The 20,992-nt window shown below is 45.1% G+C and carries 13 protein-coding genes and 1 pseudogene; 6 read left to right on the top strand and 8 right to left on the bottom strand.

All coding sequences use genetic code 11. The features are described 5' to 3' along the window. On the top strand, window positions 1-1,532 hold a 1,532-nt coding region (locus H6F68_RS13275), incomplete at its 5' end, for a CHAT domain-containing protein (protein ID WP_190559674.1). Here H6F68_RS13275 and H6F68_RS13270 read toward each other — a convergent pair. From H6F68_RS13270 to H6F68_RS13255, 4 genes are read right to left on the bottom strand one after another with little or no spacing between them, the layout of a single operon-like run. Beyond that, window positions 1,512-2,363 (bottom strand): DUF928 domain-containing protein, encoded by an 852-nt coding sequence (locus H6F68_RS13270; RefSeq protein WP_190559672.1) that lies wholly within the window; start codon window positions 2,361-2,363, stop codon window positions 1,512-1,514. The genes H6F68_RS13275 and H6F68_RS13270 overlap by 21 nt on opposite strands. A gap of 25 nt (window positions 2,364-2,388) precedes the next feature. Continuing rightward, window positions 2,389-4,764 carry a CHASE2 domain-containing protein gene (locus H6F68_RS13265; protein ID WP_190559670.1) on the bottom strand — a complete coding sequence of 792 codons (2,376 nt, stop codon included), beginning with the start codon at window positions 4,762-4,764 and terminating at the stop codon, window positions 2,389-2,391. Window positions 4,765-4,788: 24 nt separating this feature from the next. Next, entirely contained in the window at window positions 4,789-5,778 is a 990-nt protein-coding gene (locus H6F68_RS13260; protein ID WP_190559668.1) for a DUF1822 family protein, read from the bottom strand. Then, complete coding sequence (locus tag H6F68_RS13255) at window positions 5,771-6,481, bottom strand: sigma-70 family RNA polymerase sigma factor (RefSeq protein ID WP_190559666.1); 711 nt, start codon at window positions 6,479-6,481, stop codon at window positions 5,771-5,773. The genes H6F68_RS13260 and H6F68_RS13255 overlap by 8 nt, the downstream gene beginning before the upstream one ends. A gap of 461 nt (window positions 6,482-6,942) precedes the next feature. Here H6F68_RS13255 and H6F68_RS13250 point away from each other — a divergent pair, with 461 nt between their 5' ends. The 3 genes from H6F68_RS13250 (at window position 6,943) to H6F68_RS13240 (ending at window position 13,863) form a co-directional block, all read left to right on the top strand. Further along, window positions 6,943-8,580, top strand: coding sequence for an XDD3 family exosortase-dependent surface protein (locus H6F68_RS13250; RefSeq protein ID WP_190559664.1), 1,638 nt, complete (start codon window positions 6,943-6,945; stop codon window positions 8,578-8,580). A 224-nt stretch (window positions 8,581-8,804) separates the two neighbouring features. Continuing rightward, the gene (locus H6F68_RS13245; RefSeq protein WP_190559662.1) at window positions 8,805-13,136 is read left to right on the top strand and encodes a S8 family serine peptidase; all 4,332 of its coding nucleotides are present in this window, start codon (window positions 8,805-8,807) and stop codon (window positions 13,134-13,136) included. 82 nt (window positions 13,137-13,218) lie between these two features. Then, on the top strand, window positions 13,219-13,863 hold the full coding sequence (locus tag H6F68_RS13240; RefSeq protein WP_190559660.1) for a PEP-CTERM sorting domain-containing protein: 645 nt from the start codon (window positions 13,219-13,221) through the stop codon (window positions 13,861-13,863). 117 nt (window positions 13,864-13,980) lie between these two features. On the opposite strand, the gene H6F68_RS13235 is transcribed toward H6F68_RS13240, so the two are convergent. After that, window positions 13,981-15,318, bottom strand: a complete 1,338-nt coding sequence (locus tag H6F68_RS13235; protein ID WP_190559658.1) for an IS701 family transposase — start codon at window positions 15,316-15,318, stop codon at window positions 13,981-13,983. A gap of 152 nt (window positions 15,319-15,470) precedes the next feature. Here H6F68_RS13235 and H6F68_RS13230 point away from each other — a divergent pair, with 152 nt between their 5' ends. Both H6F68_RS13230 and H6F68_RS13225 read left to right on the top strand, forming a co-directional pair. Next, window positions 15,471-16,904 (top strand): hypothetical protein, encoded by a 1,434-nt coding sequence (locus H6F68_RS13230; protein WP_190559656.1) that lies wholly within the window; start codon window positions 15,471-15,473, stop codon window positions 16,902-16,904. 112 nt (window positions 16,905-17,016) lie between these two features. Continuing rightward, a complete protein-coding gene (locus H6F68_RS13225; protein ID WP_190559654.1) occupies window positions 17,017-18,384 on the top strand; it encodes an HlyD family secretion protein in 1,368 nt (455 codons plus the stop codon). 1,098 nt (window positions 18,385-19,482) lie between these two features. Here H6F68_RS13225 and H6F68_RS13220 read toward each other — a convergent pair. The 3 genes and pseudogenes from H6F68_RS13220 to H6F68_RS13210 all read right to left on the bottom strand — a co-directional run. Next, entirely contained in the window at window positions 19,483-19,671 is a 189-nt protein-coding gene (locus H6F68_RS13220) for a hypothetical protein (RefSeq protein WP_190559652.1), read from the bottom strand. Between the two features lie 183 nt (window positions 19,672-19,854). Next, window positions 19,855-20,343 carry a hypothetical protein gene (locus H6F68_RS13215; protein ID WP_190559650.1) on the bottom strand — a complete coding sequence of 163 codons (489 nt, stop codon included), beginning with the start codon at window positions 20,341-20,343 and terminating at the stop codon, window positions 19,855-19,857. A 545-nt stretch (window positions 20,344-20,888) separates the two neighbouring features. Beyond that, window positions 20,889-20,992 (bottom strand): annotated as a pseudogene (locus H6F68_RS13210) (IS1 family transposase); the annotation flags it as partial.

The following is a 20,992-nucleotide window of genomic DNA, read 5'->3' as shown; positions in this document are numbered from 1 at the left end:
CGTTAGCGCAAGCTAAAGAACTAGGCGATCACCGCTCTGAAGCTTTTGCTGAGGGATATTTAGGTCAGTTTGCTGAATCCCAAAGTCAATGGTTCTCAGCTCAAGGTTACACCCAATCTGCGGTCGCGATCGCTGAAGAAATTATTGCCCCAGACATCGCCTACCAATGGCACTGGCAGTTGGGCCGTCTACTCAAACAACAAGATCAGATTCCACTTGCGATCAAAGAATATGAGATGGCGATCGCCAACCTCAATCAAGTCCGCAACAATCAAATTAGTCTCAAAAACTCAGATATTCAATTCTCCTTTCGGGACCAAGTAGAGCCTGTCTATCGCCAGTTAATTGAGCTATTGCTGTCACCTTCAGATGGAGTTATTGCTCCCGATCAATCCCAATTAGAGAAAGCCCGTAAAACTCTAGAGTCTCTTCAACTTGCTGAATTGGAGAACTATCTGCGCTGCACGTTGCAACCTGCGAACCCCAAACAGCTAGATAGTCTATCTGATCAGAATGGTGCAGCGATCTTATACCCAATCATCCTGCCAAAACAAGTTGCTGTAATTGCGAAACTGCCTGGATTGGAAAAATTAGTTTATTTTGCCAAACCTGTCTCAGAATCTGAGGTTCGAACGAAGTTAACCCAACTCCGCTATATCTTAGAGCAAGATCTGTTCGATTCTATAGATCAGGAACCAGCCAAAACAGTTTACAAGTGGCTTATTCAGCCTTTAGAAGCCTCGGAAAATGGATCACTTTTGAGAAACACTAAAACTGAAACCTTAGTATTTGTACCAGATGGACAGTTTCGCAATATTCCAATGGCTGCCCTAAAAGATCCTATTACTGATCGATACCTAATTGAGAATTATGCAGTTACTCTCCATCTTAATTTAGAGTTAAAAAATCCTCAGCCTCTTTACCAACATCCTCTAATTACTTTAGCAGCAGGAATTACAAAGGAATTAGGTGGACCAGAACAAGCTGAAGTAGAGTTGACGCTCCTGCAAGAACAGTTTTCTGCGATAAAGCTCTCAGATGAGAGGTTTACACTAAAAAACTTGCAACAGCAAATCAATTCTCATCCCTATACAATCGTTCACATTGCATCGCACGGTGATTTCACTTCTCAACCAGAAACTACGGGTATTAAATCTGCGACAGGTTTGATTAACTTGAATGAGATCAAGGAGAGTTTTGAAATCCAAAGTCAAGCACGTCCAGAACCAATTGAGCTACTAGTTTTGAGTGCTTGTCGAACTGCGGACGGCGATCGCCGTGCCATTTTGGGGCTAGCAGGAATCGCCGTACAGTCAGGGGCTCGTAGTACCTTAGCCTCTCTTTGGTATGTGGATGATGAATCTACATCAGATCTAATGCAACGGTTTTACACAGCCCTCAAGGAAAAGTCTAACTCTCCGTTCAGTAAAGCTGAATTGTTACAATCTGTGCAAAAACAACTCATTAAGGACCCAAGCTATAGCGCTCCTCTATACTGGGCTCCTTTTGTACTACTGGGTAACTGGCTTTAGCTCTTCATTAAGGAAGTATTGTTGCACGATGGCCTCGCCGCTTAAGTTACCTAACTGCTCCGCATCTAACAGATCTCCCCAGTATTGATTGATAATGGCATCGTTCGGTTTAGCCATCCGTTGATTAGCAAGTAAGGTAAGAGCATCATGCCAAATACCCCTGTTGGCATAATATAGGAGTTTTTCGCTAACCGACTCCGAAGAAGATAGGGCAGGTAGCTCAACTCTTTGCAGCCATCCCGAGACATTGGGATTAAGTGATGGACTCATAGGATGACATATAATTGACAAACCCCATCGGTATTGTTGATCTACTTTCAAAGATTGAGTGACCTGAGGTGGAAGAGCTAGGCCAACAATACCTGCTTGCTTTGGTAGGTTAATTAGGTATGAGTGATTACCTTGATCATTTACCAAGGTCAGCTTAGCTTGGAGGGGTTCGGTATAAGGAACATAAAACCAAAGCGTTAAGGGCTCAGACGCACTTAATCCCAAAACAGATTGTACTTCTTTATTACCGCTAATTCTCTCTTTGCGTTCTGACACTAAAGCAGTTAGTCCTTTATCTAGTAATTGAGGACAGGCTGGATTTTCAGAATTTGGTCTTCTTCCACCACTGGCTCGCCGACCAGGAGCTTTTTTCCCCTTTGGAACAGCATTAGAATTGAAAATGAGATGAGTAAGCTGTTTTGGTAACAAGGTTGATTGGGATTGATTGGTGGCAGGGCGATCGCTTGGGGGATTAGCCAGAGAGGATTTGCCCCCCAGTTGCAGAGCAAGAATTGTTGTCGATATATGAATAAATAAACCTAATAGAACCTGAACCTTCATGGTAGTCACCCTTTTATTAGTGAAGTCAATTCGATTTTGATGGAACACTGATCGTTACCAGCTGAGCAATCAACATCACAGAGCCACTGGTTGCCAACAAAGCTAAAGCCACTGGCACAAAAGGTATCCAACCGGCTTCCAGGGATACTATCCAACAAATGAGCCAAAGCATTCCTACAGAACACACACTTAAAACTACTGTTTGATGGATACTCTTGCTGCTGACAGCAATCGCTCCACCAAGCAACGCCCAGCAAGCAATCCAAATCGCCTCTCCCCACCGAGGCCACCACCAAATGAGAGGACGCTTATCCATAACAGCACTTAATAGCTGGCTAATGATTTGAGCATGAATAAAGACACCAGGTGTCCGACGTTCTCCCCCATTATGTTTCAAAGGGTAGGGTGTTAATAGTCGATCGCTATCTTCACCGGGCACATTGTAACCGATTAATACAATGCGTCCCTGGACTTCATTGGGCTCAAAGTCATCATTCAAAAAGTCTTTGAGGCTGACTGATGGAGCAATATCTTCCAACTTATCATAGGAGCGATAGCGAATCATTCCTTGCATACCTCCTAAATCGACACTTTGAGGATAGCCACCTGTCATGGCCTGTACGGTCACATTTCTGAACTTCCAGGGTTTTTTATTAATATCAAGAGGAACTTTTTTCGCTCGAAAATAAGCTAAGGCAATTTGAGTAGCAAACGAGATTTGAGTCTCACAAAATTTCGGTTCGTCAACTTGCATTTCAAAAAGATGTCTCCGTAGAACTTGATCTACATCGAGTGGTGCAAAGTCACTGAACCCAATCCTTTCTATAGGGATTCCGGGTGGTGGACGGTTCCCTATGCTCCGAGGTTCATCTTCATCAGGAACCTTGCAAATACCGATTAAATTTGGAATTTTTTGTAATTGCTGTTTAAGTTTAGGGCTAAGATACTGCTCTTTATCACGATAAATATCCAAACCAATAACTTGAGGTTTATTCTGAGTAAGCTTTCGTAGTATATCAGCTACCTCATCTCCATCAAGGAATCCAGTTGGCTCTTTCTTGAGTTCCTTCAAACTCTCTGGTGTAACTTGGATGACAAACAAACGCTTATCCGGTTGTTCTTTCTCCAGCCGAATTCGCATCATCTGATCTAAACTGGCTAATTCTAGTGGTTGAAAAAAGTGGAATTGTCGAATTTTTTGCATCAAAGCAGTTACTAACAAAGCGATCATTAAAACTTGCCAGTAACGTGGCTGCTTAGATTTTGTACGAGAAGACCTTTGCGAATGATTTAACAACTGTACCCAGGTTGGAGCCGGTTCAGTAGGGTTGCGAAACAACATGGGCAACCAGTCTGCACAGGGAAAACGCCTTTGCTGTACACGTAACTTTTCGCGGGCATCTCGAAAGGCTTTGTGTAGGGAAGCCCCTGTCGAGAAGGATTCAAGAAAATATTTCAGAAATCGGTGAGCGATCGCATCGGGGATCGGTTCCCGCATAACGATAATTGCTGGGATATGCAGATCAGCTAACTCTGTGGCAAGTTTAGAGCCATCGCAGGAGTTGAAAATTGCCAACTTTAATCCATTGGCGATCGCAGTTCGTAAAGCGGGGCGTAAATCATCAATGGTTAGCTTTTCAGTCTGGTTTAGGTAAAAACATCCTTCCTCCTCCCGGCTAGAACTGTGTCCGGCGAAAAAGAGGATATCCCAGCTTTGCTTCCAAAGGCGATCGCTGACTGCTTCTGCTGACGGTTCTGTCAAAAATTTGGGTTTTGCACCAGCAAGTTGAGCAATGACTTTTTGGTCAGGGGTCACGTCAATTCCTTCACTGTTACCCAGCAAGACTAAAATCCTCACGCCTTTGTTAGTCTCTGCTGCTGTTTTGAGAGAAGGACAATATTCAAGATTGCTCAGTTCAATTTCGGCATTGACATAATCATCTAAGAAACTCCAGAGACACCAAGGCAACTGGCGCACCTGGTCATCTTCAGTTTCAATCGTGATCTGAATTTCTTCCTGGGGGTCCAGCAGTGTACGCAACTGGCGTTCGGTGGCTCGGAACCCTTCTGAATCTAACCAATCGTTTAAGCGCTCAGGTAAGCGTTGTCTGAGTTCCTCAAAATCAATCTCTGAAAAGTTGGTTAGGTCTGCTTCATCTACGTCCAAATCAGGATCAATCACAATGGCTAGCTGTTGCGATCGCTGCCTAAATTGCTGGTAATACTCGCGATAAAACATTTGCCAGCGACGGTAAAGCTCCACCAAATCCGGAGCAGCAGGTAAACTGGCCCTCAACTTAATCGGTGCAGGATGATAGGGTTCTCGGACCTCGACCTGAATCTGGGAAAATCCGTGCTGTAAATCTCCTGAGCCAAAATTCAGGACAATAGACTTGCTCATAGCTGTATTGATTGACTCAGGAAATTACACCATAAAGTCACGCGTGACACTAGCCTCACCCAACATGACACGGATGCTAAATCGTTTACCCAAGGGGTATGTAAATCGCCGCAGTTGAATAAAAGAATCTTGAGGGTAGTCCCTTGACTCCGAAATCAAAGGCTCACCTAATTTAGCCGCCATGACCTCTCCCGATTCTGAAAGCATCATTAGTTTTAGGCGAGGTGGAAGGTATTGAGTATTCCCAACAGGGTGTACCTGTACCCGAATATCGAGTCGCTGATCATTGCTGGGAGTTAGTACTACCAAGAGGACAACCGATTCTCCTTTGAGTTGTAATTGATGGTCAAGTAGCTGCGCTCGAACGACACTTTCTGGGTTATTGTCCCAAGCTCTAAAAGCAAGTTCCTGCCGTATGTCTGTAGACTTAATTAAGTTCTCCACTGCTTCCCAACCAACCTCAACTTGCTTTTCTAGCCAGCGGCTGAGATGGATGAAAGAGCGAACAGGTTGAGGGTGTTGCAATAACTCCAGGTATTGTAATAGCTGCTCAGGAGGCTTTAGATTTGGTAGGGGGACCTGCTCACTCTCTGATGCCTCAAAGTAGCCTTGATCCAAAAATCCTAGAATTGTCGCTTGAGTCGCTGCCTGTAAAGGGCGATCCAGTTGAACTGCGACATAGCCGATACGATCTGCCCACCAAATCTCAGCAGGCACAAACACGGTTGAGCTTCCGGGTAAGACGGGACGGCACTCTAGTTTACCCAAACCGACCACTAGAACATCTGCCACATCCGAGAGCGTCTGAATATCAGTATCCCAACTATCGCTATCTTCCAGGTTGGCTTCAAATCCGTTGAGCGATAGGTAATCATAAATGGCACAGATACAAAGGATGTTGTGGTAGACTTGCTCTGCTTTTGACGGTTGAGCAAGATATCTTAGGGAAAACTTCTGTGCTAAAAGATGAGCACTCTGATCAAGAGGGATGGTGATAACGGGGTGATTACTCATCGTTTAGTTCTCTCAGGCTCAATTGTGAATAGTCCGAACCGTAGGCCCGAAATTGAGAAATGAACCTTGGCTTATATCGTTCAAAAAAGCGGCTGAGTGTGGGTACCGGAACTCCTAAGCGTGCTGAGATGGATTTCCAGGATTCGTTTTCCAGTCTACTCAGGGCGATCGCTTGAAACGAAGCTTTTGGATGGTTCTCAACATGTTTACGCCGAAATTCACCAGTCCTATCCTCTTCTAAGCACTTTCTCATCAAGTCAGAAGTCGAAACGGGTACAGCCTGTGCTTCCCATTCTAAGCGGCCTTGGGAGGTGGATTGATCGAGGGAGTGCATTGATACATAGGGTTCACCTCGACTACCACTGTGATTCCCAATAATTTTGCGGCTGGCATCAATGACCCGATATCGCATCAGGTTATTGACCCAAGCCATGACTGAGCCACGTTGAGAGTCGTATTTGTCAATTCCCCCGTCATGGATATACGTAAACAAATCCTTCCGTGCTTCCGCGTAGATTTCCTCATAATTACTTTGAGAAAAGCGGGTGCGGTGAGGCTGTTGTAGTTTGCCTGACTGCGCGATCAGATTCATCAGTTGTGTCAAGGCAGTTTGACGGGCTTCGGAATTGGACGGAGCACGCTGAGCCGCGATCGCCAACTCTAGAAGTTGCTGGTTGAGTTCATTGTCCTCAAAATCAGGCATGGTAGGCACCAGTTGTTAGCTAACTCAAGCAACCTATACTTTGCATTCAGCCGAAATTTAGCGATTTTATGCCAACAGCCGCCATCTTAGCTTCAAGATTAACCCCGTACAAACGAGTACATCGACCTTGAACGCTAAGTGAATAAAATTTTTGGCGGTCTGCATAAAAACCGTTACTTGAGCAAGAGAGTATTTAAGGTCAAGCGAATGAGCGATACGTGCAGAATTCAGTTTCTTTGACCTTCATTGCACAAAAGCCTCACGACTATTTTATGGATTTTGATCGAATTTAACATGAAGAGTACGTAAAGTTACTGAGAAATAATAACCAGAAACACCATATTTCCGATAACCTCAATCGATAACGCCTAAGAGCATGAACATAAAGCGACTAATACATCTCCGTACTTAGTGCTTCGGTCGCCTTAGACGATTGCAAGTCAGTGCGATTTCCTGACTGGATGCTTGATTCACCAACCATAAAGCTTCTAAAGACATCTACCATCATGAAACTGCGATCGCTGCTTCAACCTTTTTTATTCAGGGTGGTTTCATCCACGCTTGTTTTCTCACAGCCAAGAGCTCCATACCGTCTTATATCGAGCCTTGCCAGCCTTTTAACGGTTACTAGTGGTCTAGTCTGGACTGCCAAGCCCACCGTTGCTGCGACTCTCAATCAAGGATGGTTGTATACCATCGACAATTCGTTAGATGGTCTAGGCGTGAATGATAGTGGGGTCGTCCTTCCCGGTTCGGTCTTTGAAATCTACAGCATGGCGATCAAAGATGACCCCCTCACCAATAGCATTACTGTCGCCATCAATAGCAACCTACCAGTGTATGGCAAACAGACTGGTCCTCAAGTTTGTACAACCACTCGATGTTTTGACGTTAGTAACTCCAACATTGGTTGGGGAGACTTAATTCTAGATTTTTCTGGACTCGGTAATCTACAAGCAGCCAATAACTCAGGACAGTTGTATGGTATTCGCTTCGCACCAACCAATGATTCTGCATCGTTAACCGTTGGTGTTTATGACAACGTTAGACTCCGCAGCGTCACAACAGAGAATGCTGGTTACTCCAACTTTGCTAATCACAATGCAGTCACAACCAATTTGACAGGGAATCAAGCAACCGTTGGAGACCTCGCTTGGAATGATTCTTACTTCGGTCCCTATACGTTTCTAGGGTCTTATAGTGAGCCAGAAAGCTGGATGCCGAATGTCATAGAGTCAGGCAACAAAATCGGAGAGATTGCTCTGCTGGCAGAAAAAGATTTAGTAGAGGATGGCTTCGATCCTACTTTTGGTTCTCAGAAAGGTGAACAAGTTTTTGGGCTCCGTTTTGCTAAATCTCTGTTACCTGTTGGGGAATTCATTGCCAGTCTGATCACCGAATGTGTCAATGATGCGATCGCCTTGATCTCTCAACTGGCTCCCTCACCGCCACCAGCACCCCCTACCCATACTGTGATCTGTCCAGTTAAAGAAGGGCAATTGAACCCTCTATTACCAGATCAGTTCATAGATGGGCTGAAAGTGTTTAATGATGTACCTAGCGGGCAGTGGTATGATCCGCCAGGGACTATGGGGTTCACCTATACTGCTACTGAAGGCACTAGTTTCTATGCAATCGGAGACTTTCCCTGCGGAACTTCTCCAACCGATGGGGGTCTTCCAGTCTTCACACCCTATTCTATAATTGTCAATGGACAAGTTTTTGGCCCTTATTATGCAGGAGATACGTTTGATTTTACGAACCTTTTTCCAGGCGGTGTGACCGAGTTCAGTATTGTTGGCATTCAGAATACCTTAACGGGAAGCGAGTGGGTTGCTCTCACCGACAATCTCAATGATCCATTTGCAGTTCAGCTTGCATTTAATCAGCCTGAGGGTAACTTCACGATCAAAAGTCTAGAAACCGCTGTTGATCTACCCGTTACAGATGATCCGGTTGGTCCCATTCCTGATCCACCAAAATGCTCTGATTGCGAGAAGAAACCGATTCCAGAACCGTCTGCGATCGCAGGCTTATGGACTATATTGATCAGTGCTCTCACTTTATATCGCCGTAAACCAAAACAGACCCTTCGCTAATCTCTTCTTGATCTCCTACTAATTTCCATTTGAGTGTGCTCTGGCAACTCATAGCGATCGCCCAATCTCTAGAAGTAAGGCGATCGCTTTTTTTCGTCCCTGCTCTCTAGGCAGCTGCTCCAGATTAATGGAGAAAAATAGATGAAAAAATTGACTGCTTAGCATAAAAACTCTAGACATGCACCGAGATATGACCAACAGCGTCTATATAAGGAAGCAAGGTTATGGTTGATCGGTCTAAGGGCCAAGAGTTAACTCAAACTTTTTTATTGGAGCCAATTCTAACTCCCAGCGGTGTAGTGGATTACGCTGAGGAGCATACAACAGTCTCTCTCCTAGCTAGTGAACATTTAACTGATCACTTCACTGATCAAGCACCTGATCCTCTTGAAAACACTGAACTTGAACAAATCTGGCAAGTTGAACATGCTGAACCTTTGCTAGATGGCATCTCTGAGCCTTTAGCTGACCCTGCTTTGCCTACAATCGACTTATCATCTTCAGAGCAATGGCAGGAACTGAGCTTCATTGATCCTCTCGATAATGCAAGTGATATTCCAGAGGTAGACACTCTTAACCTTACATCTGACAACACCCTTGAGGAAGCTCCCAGCCTTGAACTCAGTCCTCCCAATAAACCAACCGCTATTGATGATCTCTCCACATTTGAGCCGTCACCTGATCTAATTTCTCCCCGCTATACCTTTGAATCTGGCGTCTTCACAGTTGGTGAGTCTGGTCAAGTCGGGGTTGATTTCCTGTTTGATGGCGGTAAGTATCAAGGTGAGTTGGCTATCTTTAGCCTAGATGGCATGGATCAGTTTGAGCCAGGGTCAACTGAGTTCATTCAGGAAGCGGCCCGTCGTGCTTTAAGTAGCTCTGAGCTAGGACATATCATTATTTCTGACAGAGCAGAAGGGGCTAGATTCTCCGCAGAGCTAGGAGAGCAAAACTGGAACTCTGGTGATTACTTGGGTGTAAAGTCCTTCAGTATGCATCCAGACGATGAGTTTGCAGTGATGTTAATGCCCAATGGCAGTGTTCAGCACTTACTGACCAACCCCACTGCTGGAGGAAGTCGTACACCCCTCTTTTCATTAGGAACTGCCAACCCTGAAGATAAATTCCACCTGGGGCAAATTGTTGACCTCACGGGAGATGGAAACACCTTTGTCATGGAAGACCTTCGCATGGATCAAGGTAGCGATCGCGACTACAACGACTTGATTTTTCAAGTGCGAGGAGCCACAGGCAAGGCAGCTTCCATTGACGAATACATTGCCCCTAAAAAAGACTGGCGCACCAGCGACATGGGGCAAGCCTTAATTGAATACGCGAAGCCCTACATTACTCCAGATAGTCCGATTGATCTAGTCTTACTCGATATAGAAGAGCCTGTGCCGAGCTCATCAACTGCCGATCCTAACCGACTGAGTATAGATGATTCCAATTCTGAGTCCACGATTGATTTCGACTTTGTATTTCCAGAGGCTCAGTCTCCAGAAGTTGATGCAGTAGCTCCCGATACTTCTTTGAGCTCATCGACGAATATTCTGCCAATGAATTCTGCTGAGTTGAACATTCCAGATGCAATCTTGACTCCAGCAATTGCCACAGACTCTTGGGAGTTCCCTAGAGAAGATCAACCTCTCATCGGCATTATTGATACAGGATTCAATGCGAATAATCCTGATATTGATTACAGTAAGATTTTGTTAGGACGTGATCACGTTGGTCGAGATGCTAACCCCTTACTCCGAACGGGGGAAGGTGATGAACATGGCACTCATGTTCTTGGTATCATTGCTGCTACCCAAGACAACACCTTTGGAATTGATGGTATTAATGACGATGCACCTCTGTGGGTAGGGCGTGCCGTTGGTTCTGGACAATGGGCAGATTCATTAGTTGAATTTGTAGATGCTGCAAAGGAGTCAGGACAACCAAATGCCGTAGTTAATCTCAGCCTTGACTTGACTCAATTCAACCCCGATGACAGTGAGACAACGCGCTATGAGTTTACTCCCGCTGAGAGGGCAGCGATTGAATACGCCCGTCAACATAATGTGCTAATTGTGGCGGCTGCTGGTAATGATGGCGGCGTGATGTCGGTTTTGGGTCAAGCTTCGCAGGAGTTTGACAACATTATTACCGTAGGTGCGGCTGAACGGATTAATGGCGAAGTAGCACGCTCCAAAGCTTTTGACCGCGCTGCTTATTCGTCTTATGGTAATGGTCTGGATATTATGGCTCCCGGTGGGATAGTTGAGAATCCAGAACTGTCTACCACTGGTGATGGTGTGGGTGCACCAGCGGGGACTTCTGTAGCCAGCCCTAAAGTTACAGGTGCAGCGTCTCAGGTGTGGGCGGCTAATCCGGGTTTGAGCTATCGCCAAGTAATTGAAATTCTCAAGAATACAGCCACTGATTTGAAGACGCCGGGATGGGACGGCGAGACGGGTGCTGGTCTACTGAATATAGCGGCGGCGGTGCATTTGGCAAAAGCAACAAGACCGGAAGAATATGATGTACCAGCGATGCTAATTCCTGAGACTTGGAGTGGCGAAGGGAAAGTAATGCCTTGGGAACGTGCGGTTGGCTACAACACAGATAAAGTTCTTTCAGTTGTTCCATCACATTTGAAGCAATATGCACAGCAGTCAATCCCAAAAATCTTAGCTGCTGCTGAAACTGCCGGTGTGGCTGATAGAGGACAAGTTGCCTACATTCTTGCTACTGCTGAACATGAGTCAAACTTAGGTCGATGGATGGCTGAAATATGGGGTCCAACTCTAGCGCAGAAAAATTACGATAATATTTTGGGTAACTATTTACCTGGCGATGGCTACCGCTACCGAGGCCGAGGGTATGTACAAATCACGGGTCGGTCAAATTATCAAAAGTGGTCTCAACGGCTTGGGATTGACCTAATTGGAAATCCTGATTTGGCATCTAATCCTGATATTGCCGCCAAAATTTTGGTTCAGGGAATGCGTGACGGTGCTTTTACAGGTGTAGGTCTTGGCAAGTATATCAGTGGCAACAGTCGAGATTTTTATAATGCTCGTCGTATTGTCAATGGAATAGATCGAGCAAGTGATATTGCCCAGATTGCTGAACGCTACTATGAAGTACTATCTCAATCAAACGGAATCAATATTACTCCATCACTACTTCTTCCATCATGGCAGATGAGCAGTTCGGCCAAGGGAGTCGGCCAAGTTGCAGTGGGACAAAATGCAGATGGTCGCCTAGAAGCATTTGTTATTGGTTCTGATAACAAGGTTTACCAGGCTTGGCAAACCACACCTAACGGTAACTGGAGTAACTGGCAGCAGCTTTCAGCAGGGATTGCCAAGACTATTACAGTAGGTCGAAACCAGGATGGCCGATTAGAAGTTTTTGCGATTGGCACAGATAACAAGGTTTACCAGGCTTGGCAAACCACACCTAATGGTAACTGGAGTAACTGGCAGCTCCTGTTAGAGAGCGGTTCAGTATCCGATCTGACAGTCAGTCAAAACCAGGATGGTCGATTAGAAGTGTTTGCAATGGGTCTGAGTGGACGACTTCAACAGGCTTGGCAATCCCAGCCTAATTCAGGCTGGGTCGGTTGGTACTCTCGTGACCTGCTTAGCCCAACTACCTCATCAGTTACTATCGGTAGTTACACAGTCAGCGGCAACTTTTACTCAGTTTTCAAGAATTATCAAGGAACACTCGGAAATCCAGTTTCAGGAGCCACTAACCACTCCAGCGGTGTGACCTATCAACTATTCCAAAATGGCTCCATTGTCAGCAGCAGGCATGGCACTTTCCCTCTGTATGGTGCTATCCGTCAAACATACCTGAAGAATAATGGATTGAACGGCTGGCTAGGTACACCAACCAGTTCAGAAGTTTCACAAGGTAATGGCGTCATTAAGCAGACATTTGAAGGTGGCTACATCATTTGGAATGGTCGTATGGCAATAGCTTACCGAACGGGAAGTGGTACACCTTCTCAACCTGCCCCGAATCCCCAACCTACTAATCCCATTCCTTCACAATTGGGTAATGGACAACGGATCATTGATGCCGTAAATCGAGTTAATCCTGACCAATGGTTCTATCGACCACGAGATATTACAGGTGATGGAAACAATGAAACCTTCTGTAACTGGTTTGCTGCCGATGTTTTTGAGTTATTAGGAGTGAGACTACCGATCAATGGTACTCAGTTAATGACTAAACCCCATCCACTCTATGGCAGGCAGGACCACAGCAAACCTATCAGTGCAGAGGGTCTGTACTCATTCTTTAACAGGGGGGGTGGGTCTTATGGGGATCGTTGGTGGGGCAAGTGGCAAAGAGTAAGTGCTGCTGATGCGACTACCCTAGCTAACCAAGGTAAAGCTGTTGTTGCTTCCTATATCGGTCACATTGCTGTTGTAATTCCAGGCGGTTCCGCCACAAATGTTCGCATTGCCCAAGCCGGAGCCAGAAACAGTAGAGACATGAGCGTCTCAGAAGGATTTGGATTGCAAACTCCTTTGTACTTTGTGTATGAGGGATAGAACCACTTAAAGTAGAGTGCGATCACATTTCATATCCAAAATGCGATCGCACTCACTCCATTGATCATTTGAGGAATGTTACATGCTTAATTCTACTTTTACAAAGAGTCTCATCTATCAATTCGTACTAGGAGTATTCACACTTGCAGCTACCATCATCACATCTGACTCTGCTCAAGCAAAGTCTTGCCCCGTTACAATAGATTGCCCCTCGTGGGATACTTTTGTACCTGGTTCATCACAATGGAATTCCATTCTGCCAAATCGTACTGAAAGAGAATGGTTTATCTTTGATAATGTTCGTAGCAATCTTTTTATAGATCCACCTACAACATATGGTTTTCAGTATGTGATGACCTCAGAATCTTGGTTTACCCAAATTCTCAACTTTCCAATTGGAATTGATGGTGACAATCTTTTTGGCGTATCAGTTGGCAATACTAAAATTGGCCAATTCGGTCCTGGTGATAGTGTCAATTTTATTGATCTACTCGGTGGCGGCGTTTCAGAATTTACCATTACTGGTATTGACTCTCTCATCAACCCAGATAGTCCCACTGCTTTTCCAGTTCAATTAGCATACAGTACAGAAACAGCAAGTTTAAAGATGCGGGCATTGGAAGAACCTAAATCCACTTCCGTTCCTGAACCTACTTCTGTATTAGGTATCCTGGCAATTGGTAGCGGTTTACTACTGAAATGTAAACTAAACTTATCCGGTAGTTGAAATTGTAGTTTGTGTTTACTGGGCTAGGCATTGCTTGTCCAACTATAAGCAACAAGCGATCGCTCTTCTTTATAAGGGGCGATCGCTTCTTATTGAGGATATCCCTCTTTCATCACTCTAGGCAGAAGAAAAATGTTGGATAGAAGCGGAAGGAGCCAACGGCGACCAACCTGGAAAGGAATTGACTATCCTGATCAGCTTGGTAAAACCACGCTCTAAGGTGGAGACATCAAATAGCCTCATCCAAGGTTGAAAGAGACAGAAAAAGATAAAGGGTTGAACCAGCAGTTGTACGTTGTTGAAACGTCGTCTCCATCCCTTCGTCTCTTGCCAATCAGGATGTTGCTGCAACCGAGTCAAGAGATCGCGTTGGCCCTCATCGACGATTCCAGGCAGTTGAGCGCCTAATCCGTAGAATTGCAAACTCACCATGAGATAGACACTTGAGACTATCTCCCACCATCGCTCAATCTGCTCGTAGTGCGTAAGTCGGTAGTCTGCCCATCCCAATTCGTTTTTGCACTGCTTGAAGCCATATTCTATCCAGGTGCGCAACCCATAGAGATTGCCAATGAACTCGGCTTGGTCTGGTTCAGGGGCCAAGTGGCTCATCACCATCCACGTGCTGTTAGCAGGCAATAAAGTCGGGTCACTGGTCAGTGTCCAGTATCGCCACTCGAAGCGACGACCAAAGATAATTTCTTGGATGTATCGGGTCTCAGTCTCACCATTAGCAAACACTCGCTCGAACGCTTGCCAAGCACTGTAGCTTACCTCGGCTTCTTTAGGCATCCACACGCCATGATTCGAGCGAATCGCCATAATCCACGGCAACTTCAACTCGTCGAGCACACCCAAGAAGGGATGGCTCTCTCCGTAGAAGCTGTCGGCCAGCACTAAGGAAAAGCGAAATCCAAACTCCAGCAGTTCCTGAATGATTTGCTGGGCTAGTTGGAGCTTGGTTTGGTAAACATCATCTAGCTTAAGGCGACGTCGGGGCTTAAACACTTTGAACAGCAAGGGAAAGGTGAGATCGCCCAGCACGCCATAGGCATTGACCGAGACCATGCCATTATCCACTTTGCCCACGTTGCCAATGTACTGCCTGTCCACATAATCGGTCGTCTTTCCTTTTTTGCGGTCTCCGGTATCGTCCAGAACCAGAACGATGGGTTGTCCCCGGATTTGCTCGAGAATCAGAGACAGACGTTGATAGCGCACGGCTTCTACCTGCCAAGGGGAGTGGGTTAGGAAATGATGTAGCGCCTGGTCATTCGGCAAGCCTACAGCTTTGGCAATGGCAGGTAAGGACTTGCGAGCTAGAGGAGCGATCAAGCCCAGATGCAGAGAGGTAAACGCTTCAAAACTTCGGACATCGCCAAAGAGATGTCGGTAGGCACGACAGTAGTTATCGACAAAACGAACTGTGAATTGAGGGAGACGAGGTTCAACCATCTCAAACACCTCAAGCAAGAGACTCTATGCTGATCTTACTCTGCCTAGAGTGATGAAAGAGGGATATGAAGTTTTGAGATCAATTGTGGGATTGGCATAAAATATCCACCACCTATCAGAGATTTAGATAACCATCTCATAATAGTTTGGCTATGGGGTTGCAAGATTGTGTTTGTCCAGATATTCGACCACACTGGAAGCTAGTTCAAGCGGTAGGTTCTGATCGCGTAGTCCTCAAAGCGATTGCCTGTGAGCGGCAGTTTCAGTTCTCTAGTCTAGAAGCCTTTGTGTTGCGGCATTTTACAGGCGATCTAACAGTATCGCAAATTCAATTACGCTGTGAAAAGATGTTCCAAGTATCCGCTACGTTTGTTGAAGATGTGATCGAGCGGTTAGTGGCGTTAGGGATTTTAGAAAATTTTACCGCAGAGGGTCAGGCAGCTCCAAACCCAGTGAGCCAGTCTCGCTCTTTGGCATTGAAAGCAGCGGTACAGTGGATTCAGCATCCGGAGGGATATTGGATTCTGCGCAACCCACAAGATATTACCTATTTGCAGTTTAGCGATCGCGATAAACAAGTGGTTGATCACCTGCAATCCTTATCACCCAAAGAAATTGCTACTCAGTTTGAGCTGAGTTTGAGCTATATCAAACACCTTCTACGCCTATTGGCAGTTACTGGGATGCTGGAGGGCACTCAACCTGCAAAGCCTCCTAAAGGGAAATTCACCCCGATGCGACTGCTGTTTTTCAAATTTAAGCTGTTTAACCCAGATCGCTGGCTCACGCATACATTGCCATATCTACGTTGGATTTGGACGCGATCGTGCTTTTGGGCGTTGTGTGGGCTGCTAACATGGGCAATCGCAATTGGGTTATCCCAACGGGCAGAAATTCTAGTTGCTGGACAAGAGCTCTGGACACACTATCAAACTGCCTTAGCGATACCCTTTGGGCTGCTGGCAATGCTGGTGGTAACCCTACACGAACTCGGTCATGCCTTCACGCTCAAACACTATGGCGGTATTGTGCCTGAAGTGGGGCTGATGTTTATGTTTTTTATGCCAGCGGCTTACACCAATACTACCGATTCTTATAGCCTGACCAAGCGATCGCAACGAGTTCTGGTTGTAGGGGCAGGTTTGTTAGTGCAGGTCACGATTGCTGCGTTAGCTCTAGGGCTGTGGAACTTAACTGGAACAGGCACCTGGTTGCATACCACCAGCTATCTCCTCATGATGTCTGCACTATTTACCATTGCTCTGAATCTCAATCCTTTATCTAAATTTGATGGCTATTATCTGGCCGTTGCCATGACTGGGATCAATAACTTGCGATCGCGGGCTTTTAATCTATACGCTCACTGGTTACGCGGCCTACCCATCCACGAGAAACCGAGAGATCACTGGATTTTAGCCACTTATGCTCCTTTCAGCCTGGGCTATAGCCTACTAGTTTTTGGCTTTTTATTAATTCATACGGCTGATTGGTTGCTCACCCATACCCCAGCAATCGCTCTGACTTTTTTGTTCCTGTGGGCGATCTACTTCTATGCTCCTTCCACCGCAAAGCAAGCTGAAGTATAGATTTAAGCGATTGGCTGGTGGCTTTTACTTTTAACACTCAGCCTGAATTTTTACTTCTCTTGGTTAACCCTCGCTTGTTGAACTCTAGACTTGTATCCTCTCATTACCACTTATGAATCCTAATTCTGCCTCACAATCTCGGCCAGCACTCAAAGTAGTTCCTCCAGAAATGATCGCATCGTCACCTAAAACTTCTGTACCGCCTCAACCCACTGCTCAACCAACGAGTACACCGCATCACTCTCAACGTTGGTTCATGCTGGGATTGATCACGGTCGGGATGGGAATTTTAAGCCAGGTTCCAGTGCCAAATTACCTTCCAGCACCTACAGAACTAACATCCACCACTCAAGCTCGGCAGGCAGTGACCGTTCCTTATGCTGGAATTGTCCGCATTCATGTCCACCCTGAGCAGTCTGTTGTACCAGGCCAGCTAGTCGCCGAAGTGAACAGTGACCAATTAAGCAGAGAAATTTCGGAGGCAGAAATTACCCTAGAAGTGGCGAAAGCAGCTCTCAACAATGCCCAACAGAATTTACAGATTGTTCAGAAAACCTATCAGGAAGTGCAAGCAGTCGCAGATTCTGCTCAGTTAGCCACTGCACAAATTGCTGCTGATGCAAGAGCGATCGCAGATAACAATCCTCCGCCGATGGTTAAAAGCTTACGAGCAGATATCGAAACATTACAAACAGATCTCAAAAGATATGAGAGTGATGTAGAGCGTTACCAGCGCTTAGTTGCCGAAGGTGTTTATAATGCTGATGCTGCGCCAGTAACTGATGTGATCAATAGACGCGATCGCATAAAACCAGAAATTGAAAGCAAACGCCAGCAGATCCGAGAACTAGAAAAACAAACTCAAGAACGACTAGAGCGTCAACAAGCAGAAGAAATGCAAAAGCAAATTGCTGTCAGCACTGCTAGAGAATCAGTCGTTGCTGCTGAGGTAGAGCTACGAGACAAGCAGCAACTAGTGATTAAACAAACCCAAAAGTTACAGTCTTTACGCAGTCAGTTGGAGAAGTTAAAAGTCACTGCTACTGTGGCGGGCACCGTCGTCACAGCCAACCTAGATCTGCTACAGAACCAATCAATGCAACCAGGGCAGAAACTCCTCGACATTGTAGAACTCAAATACCTAACCGCCAATGTCAAAGTCTCCCAGCAAGACTATAGCTTAATTAGTTTGGCTCTACAAAATGCCAGTTTACAAGCAACCTTCCATCCCCGAGACACGGTGGGACGTGTCTATCCAGCCACAGTAACACTTCAAAATATCAATTCGATCGCAACAGCAGAGATGAGCCAGCAACCTTCTGAGCTGACGGTGCAAATCTCGATTGACAACCACGATAACCTTCTTCGTCCTGGCATGCGTGGCACCACCCATATCAATGTCGGCCGAACTCCTTTATATCAAAGAGTTCAACGAGAATTCCTACGCTTAGTTCCAATTGAAAAATGGAAACTCTTCTAAAGTCTCATTTATTCTGTTCAACAACAGTCTTATAGGTTTGATGTTTAGCTTTGAAGCTGAACATCTCTAAAATTGGAAGATAGACTTTGCTTTTTTGTTGTTAATGCTGTACAGGCATCAACATTGTAATAACAGGTATTCTTTACCAGAGAATCGTGCAACCGCTTCACATCTGAAAGCTGCCAAGAAGGCTGTGCTAAAGAGAATCGATCTCATTGATTTAATTGCTGGATATGTTGCTTGAAAACTTTACTGTTGGGCATCAACACAAGTGCTAAGAAAACTAAAAAACAACCAGCTGTGATATCTTAACCAACCTTCATCACAGTAGTGTCAATCATTGGGTGAAACAGGGGCAAATAGCCTAGCGATGACTGCTGCAGAACTAAGACCTCTCATGGAAGAAATTTTTAGTTCTATCTAAATTCTTTGACGCTAAACGATTTTAGGATAATCTTCAGCTAACACAGATATCCCCTTCAACGCTATGCCCTAAGTTTAAATTCAATCCGTAATCTCAAAATGGTTTGCTTGTGATCAGCTCAATCTCTAAACTCGCTACCATCAATCTTGATCTGTAAATCGCTCGCCTAGTCCTGTTTTTCTTATGTTAATAACTATGAGCAAGAGAAATAGCCAAGGGGTTTTATTTAGAACTGCCTGCTATATCATGAAACATTTTCTGTTGTTCCTTGTTGGGTTATCGATGGTTACTGTTATAGCCGGAACATTTGGTATACTCCATCTCATGGCTACAATTATCTCTTTAATTGGACCTTGGTTAGTTCGCGTAGGAGTAGCAATTTTTTGTTTATTTGCTTTCGGCGTAATCCTAGAATCTATTCAATGAGAGGGTACTACTTCCTAATATTGATTCAAGCTTAGTCTTTCTGCTCTTTACGTGGTGGAGGGGTATCACGACTCATTTTGACCCTCGCAATCCTGAATTTCCTTCTACCACGCCCTCATCTAAGGAATTCGCTTAGATTACTCTGTTGGGTAGTGTATCAAAGGATAGTGGGATAGGTAACAAGATCATGTCAAGTCCACGGCTCTTGAGTCAATCTTGCACGTCGCGCTGCTATGGTCTTCAAGCGACTATGCTGCCAAATCCAGTTGAAACAACCCACCACTAATTGCGTTGTCACCTTGGTTTGCTCCCAGACCCCACCAAACTTGTTCTGTCTGCGTCTGCGAAGCATGCGGCAGACTTAGCCATCGTCCAGTTTGTTGTCTGACAATGCCACTCGTTCTCTCTAATTGCTGGGTCTTGTCCTTTTCTGGCAATAACGCTTGCTCGTAACCACCCCAATTATCACTGTTAAACCTTTTACAGGCTATTTTCCTTCACTACTAACCACCAACTAATGAAATACCCCGCTGCGTCGTGGGGTATTTCATTAAACTTTTCAAGCGTTTTCATCGGCTGAGAGGGTAGAATTTGGAGCATACCCTCAGTCTACCATTTGTTCACATCATACTTAGGGAATCTGTAGTAGAAGTTTTATGTAGAGACAAAAGTTTCTTCTTTGCAAAAACTGGTGGGTTATGTTTAATTAAACTGTTGATGTGCTGAATGCGGGTAGTAAAATCAGGAAGCTTTTTATTGATCTCCTGAAGACAAGCTACTGTTCCTTCAGGATCAACAGGATACTCCTCCGCCAAAAATCTCAAAGTATTAGCATCATGAGTCATTGCTTGAGTCACTTGGATTAAGGTGAGGTAAACTAAATACCTAGATGAATTAGTACTACCGCCAAAGTTGACAAATATTTGGTCTTGAACTGTTTTGATTCGCTGCTGAACAAGTGCAAGGTGTAGAGTTTGGCGCTTTACTAGAACCTGATTAGCAGGAAGCTTGAGATGAATTTGAGCATTGATTCTATTCAGCTCTACCAAGATTTGTTGAAACGCTGTCTGCATACCTATCAAAAGTCTCTCAGGTGTAATGGAAGCCAACCTGTATTCGCTGGGCCTTCCTAGGGGTCTTATAAAGTACTTGTGAAGTAGTAAATATTTTTATGCAGAGGTTGCTGAATTTTTACAAAAGTTAGCAGTCTCAAACCAGCACCTGGGCAAATAGCTGTGCATTTTCATGTATCTCCTTACAAAGGAAATAATCCTCAGAATGTTTACACATCAGGAATATGAGCGATCGCGTGTTTTTCGGAATCATGTAGTCGAGATCGCAAACTTCATAGAAATACATGGTTGGTGTGAAGGATAGCGACTGTATTTATCGTGAAGCAAAGAGATGTTGAGGTCGCTTCAAGCAGGATCTGACACTATTCAAAAAGGGTTGAACAGCAGCAGGTCCAAGGAGTTGAGGTGCCTCCTTAATAGAAGTCCGCACTTGGGAGAGCGATCGCCGTTAGGTTTGGGATAAAAAGACCTAAAAAGCTGGATTAAGGATATGTGTTTTTTGTGGCAGTTGTGTGGCAACTATTGATAGATATCTAGAATAGGACTGAAACTGAGCCAGAAGATGGTGCCACGGTAGTGCATTAGATTAGTGTGGGATAGATGGCAATGTCATGCCAATTCCAGGAGCGCGTCGTTAATCCTGCACGTTGAGCAGCAGTGTTTTTAAGTCGGCTGTGTTGCCAAA

It is taken from the genome of Trichocoleus sp. FACHB-262 (assembly GCF_014696035.1).
Lineage (GTDB): Bacteria > Cyanobacteriota > Cyanobacteriia > FACHB-46 > FACHB-46 > Trichocoleus.
This window is presented reverse-complemented; position numbering and strand designations above follow the sequence as displayed.

Excerpts from the sequence above, each read along its gene's own strand:
- H6F68_RS13270 (WP_190559672.1), bottom strand. The coding sequence starts at position 2,363 with ATGAAGGTTCAGGTTCTATTAGGTTTATTTATTCATATATCGACAACA.
- H6F68_RS13265 (WP_190559670.1), bottom strand. The coding sequence starts at position 4,764 with ATGAGCAAGTCTATTGTCCTGAATTTTGGCTCAGGAGATTTACAGCAC.
- H6F68_RS13260 (WP_190559668.1), bottom strand. The coding sequence starts at position 5,778 with ATGAGTAATCACCCCGTTATCACCATCCCTCTTGATCAGAGTGCTCAT.
- H6F68_RS13255 (WP_190559666.1), bottom strand. The coding sequence starts at position 6,481 with ATGCCTGATTTTGAGGACAATGAACTCAACCAGCAACTTCTAGAGTTG.
- H6F68_RS13250 (WP_190559664.1), top strand. The coding sequence starts at position 6,943 with ATGCTTGATTCACCAACCATAAAGCTTCTAAAGACATCTACCATCATG.
- H6F68_RS13245 (WP_190559662.1), top strand. The coding sequence starts at position 8,805 with ATGGTTGATCGGTCTAAGGGCCAAGAGTTAACTCAAACTTTTTTATTG.
- H6F68_RS13240 (WP_190559660.1), top strand. The coding sequence starts at position 13,219 with ATGCTTAATTCTACTTTTACAAAGAGTCTCATCTATCAATTCGTACTA.
- H6F68_RS13235 (WP_190559658.1), bottom strand. The coding sequence starts at position 15,318 with ATGGTTGAACCTCGTCTCCCTCAATTCACAGTTCGTTTTGTCGATAAC.
- H6F68_RS13230 (WP_190559656.1), top strand. The coding sequence starts at position 15,471 with ATGGGGTTGCAAGATTGTGTTTGTCCAGATATTCGACCACACTGGAAG.
- H6F68_RS13225 (WP_190559654.1), top strand. The coding sequence starts at position 17,017 with ATGAATCCTAATTCTGCCTCACAATCTCGGCCAGCACTCAAAGTAGTT.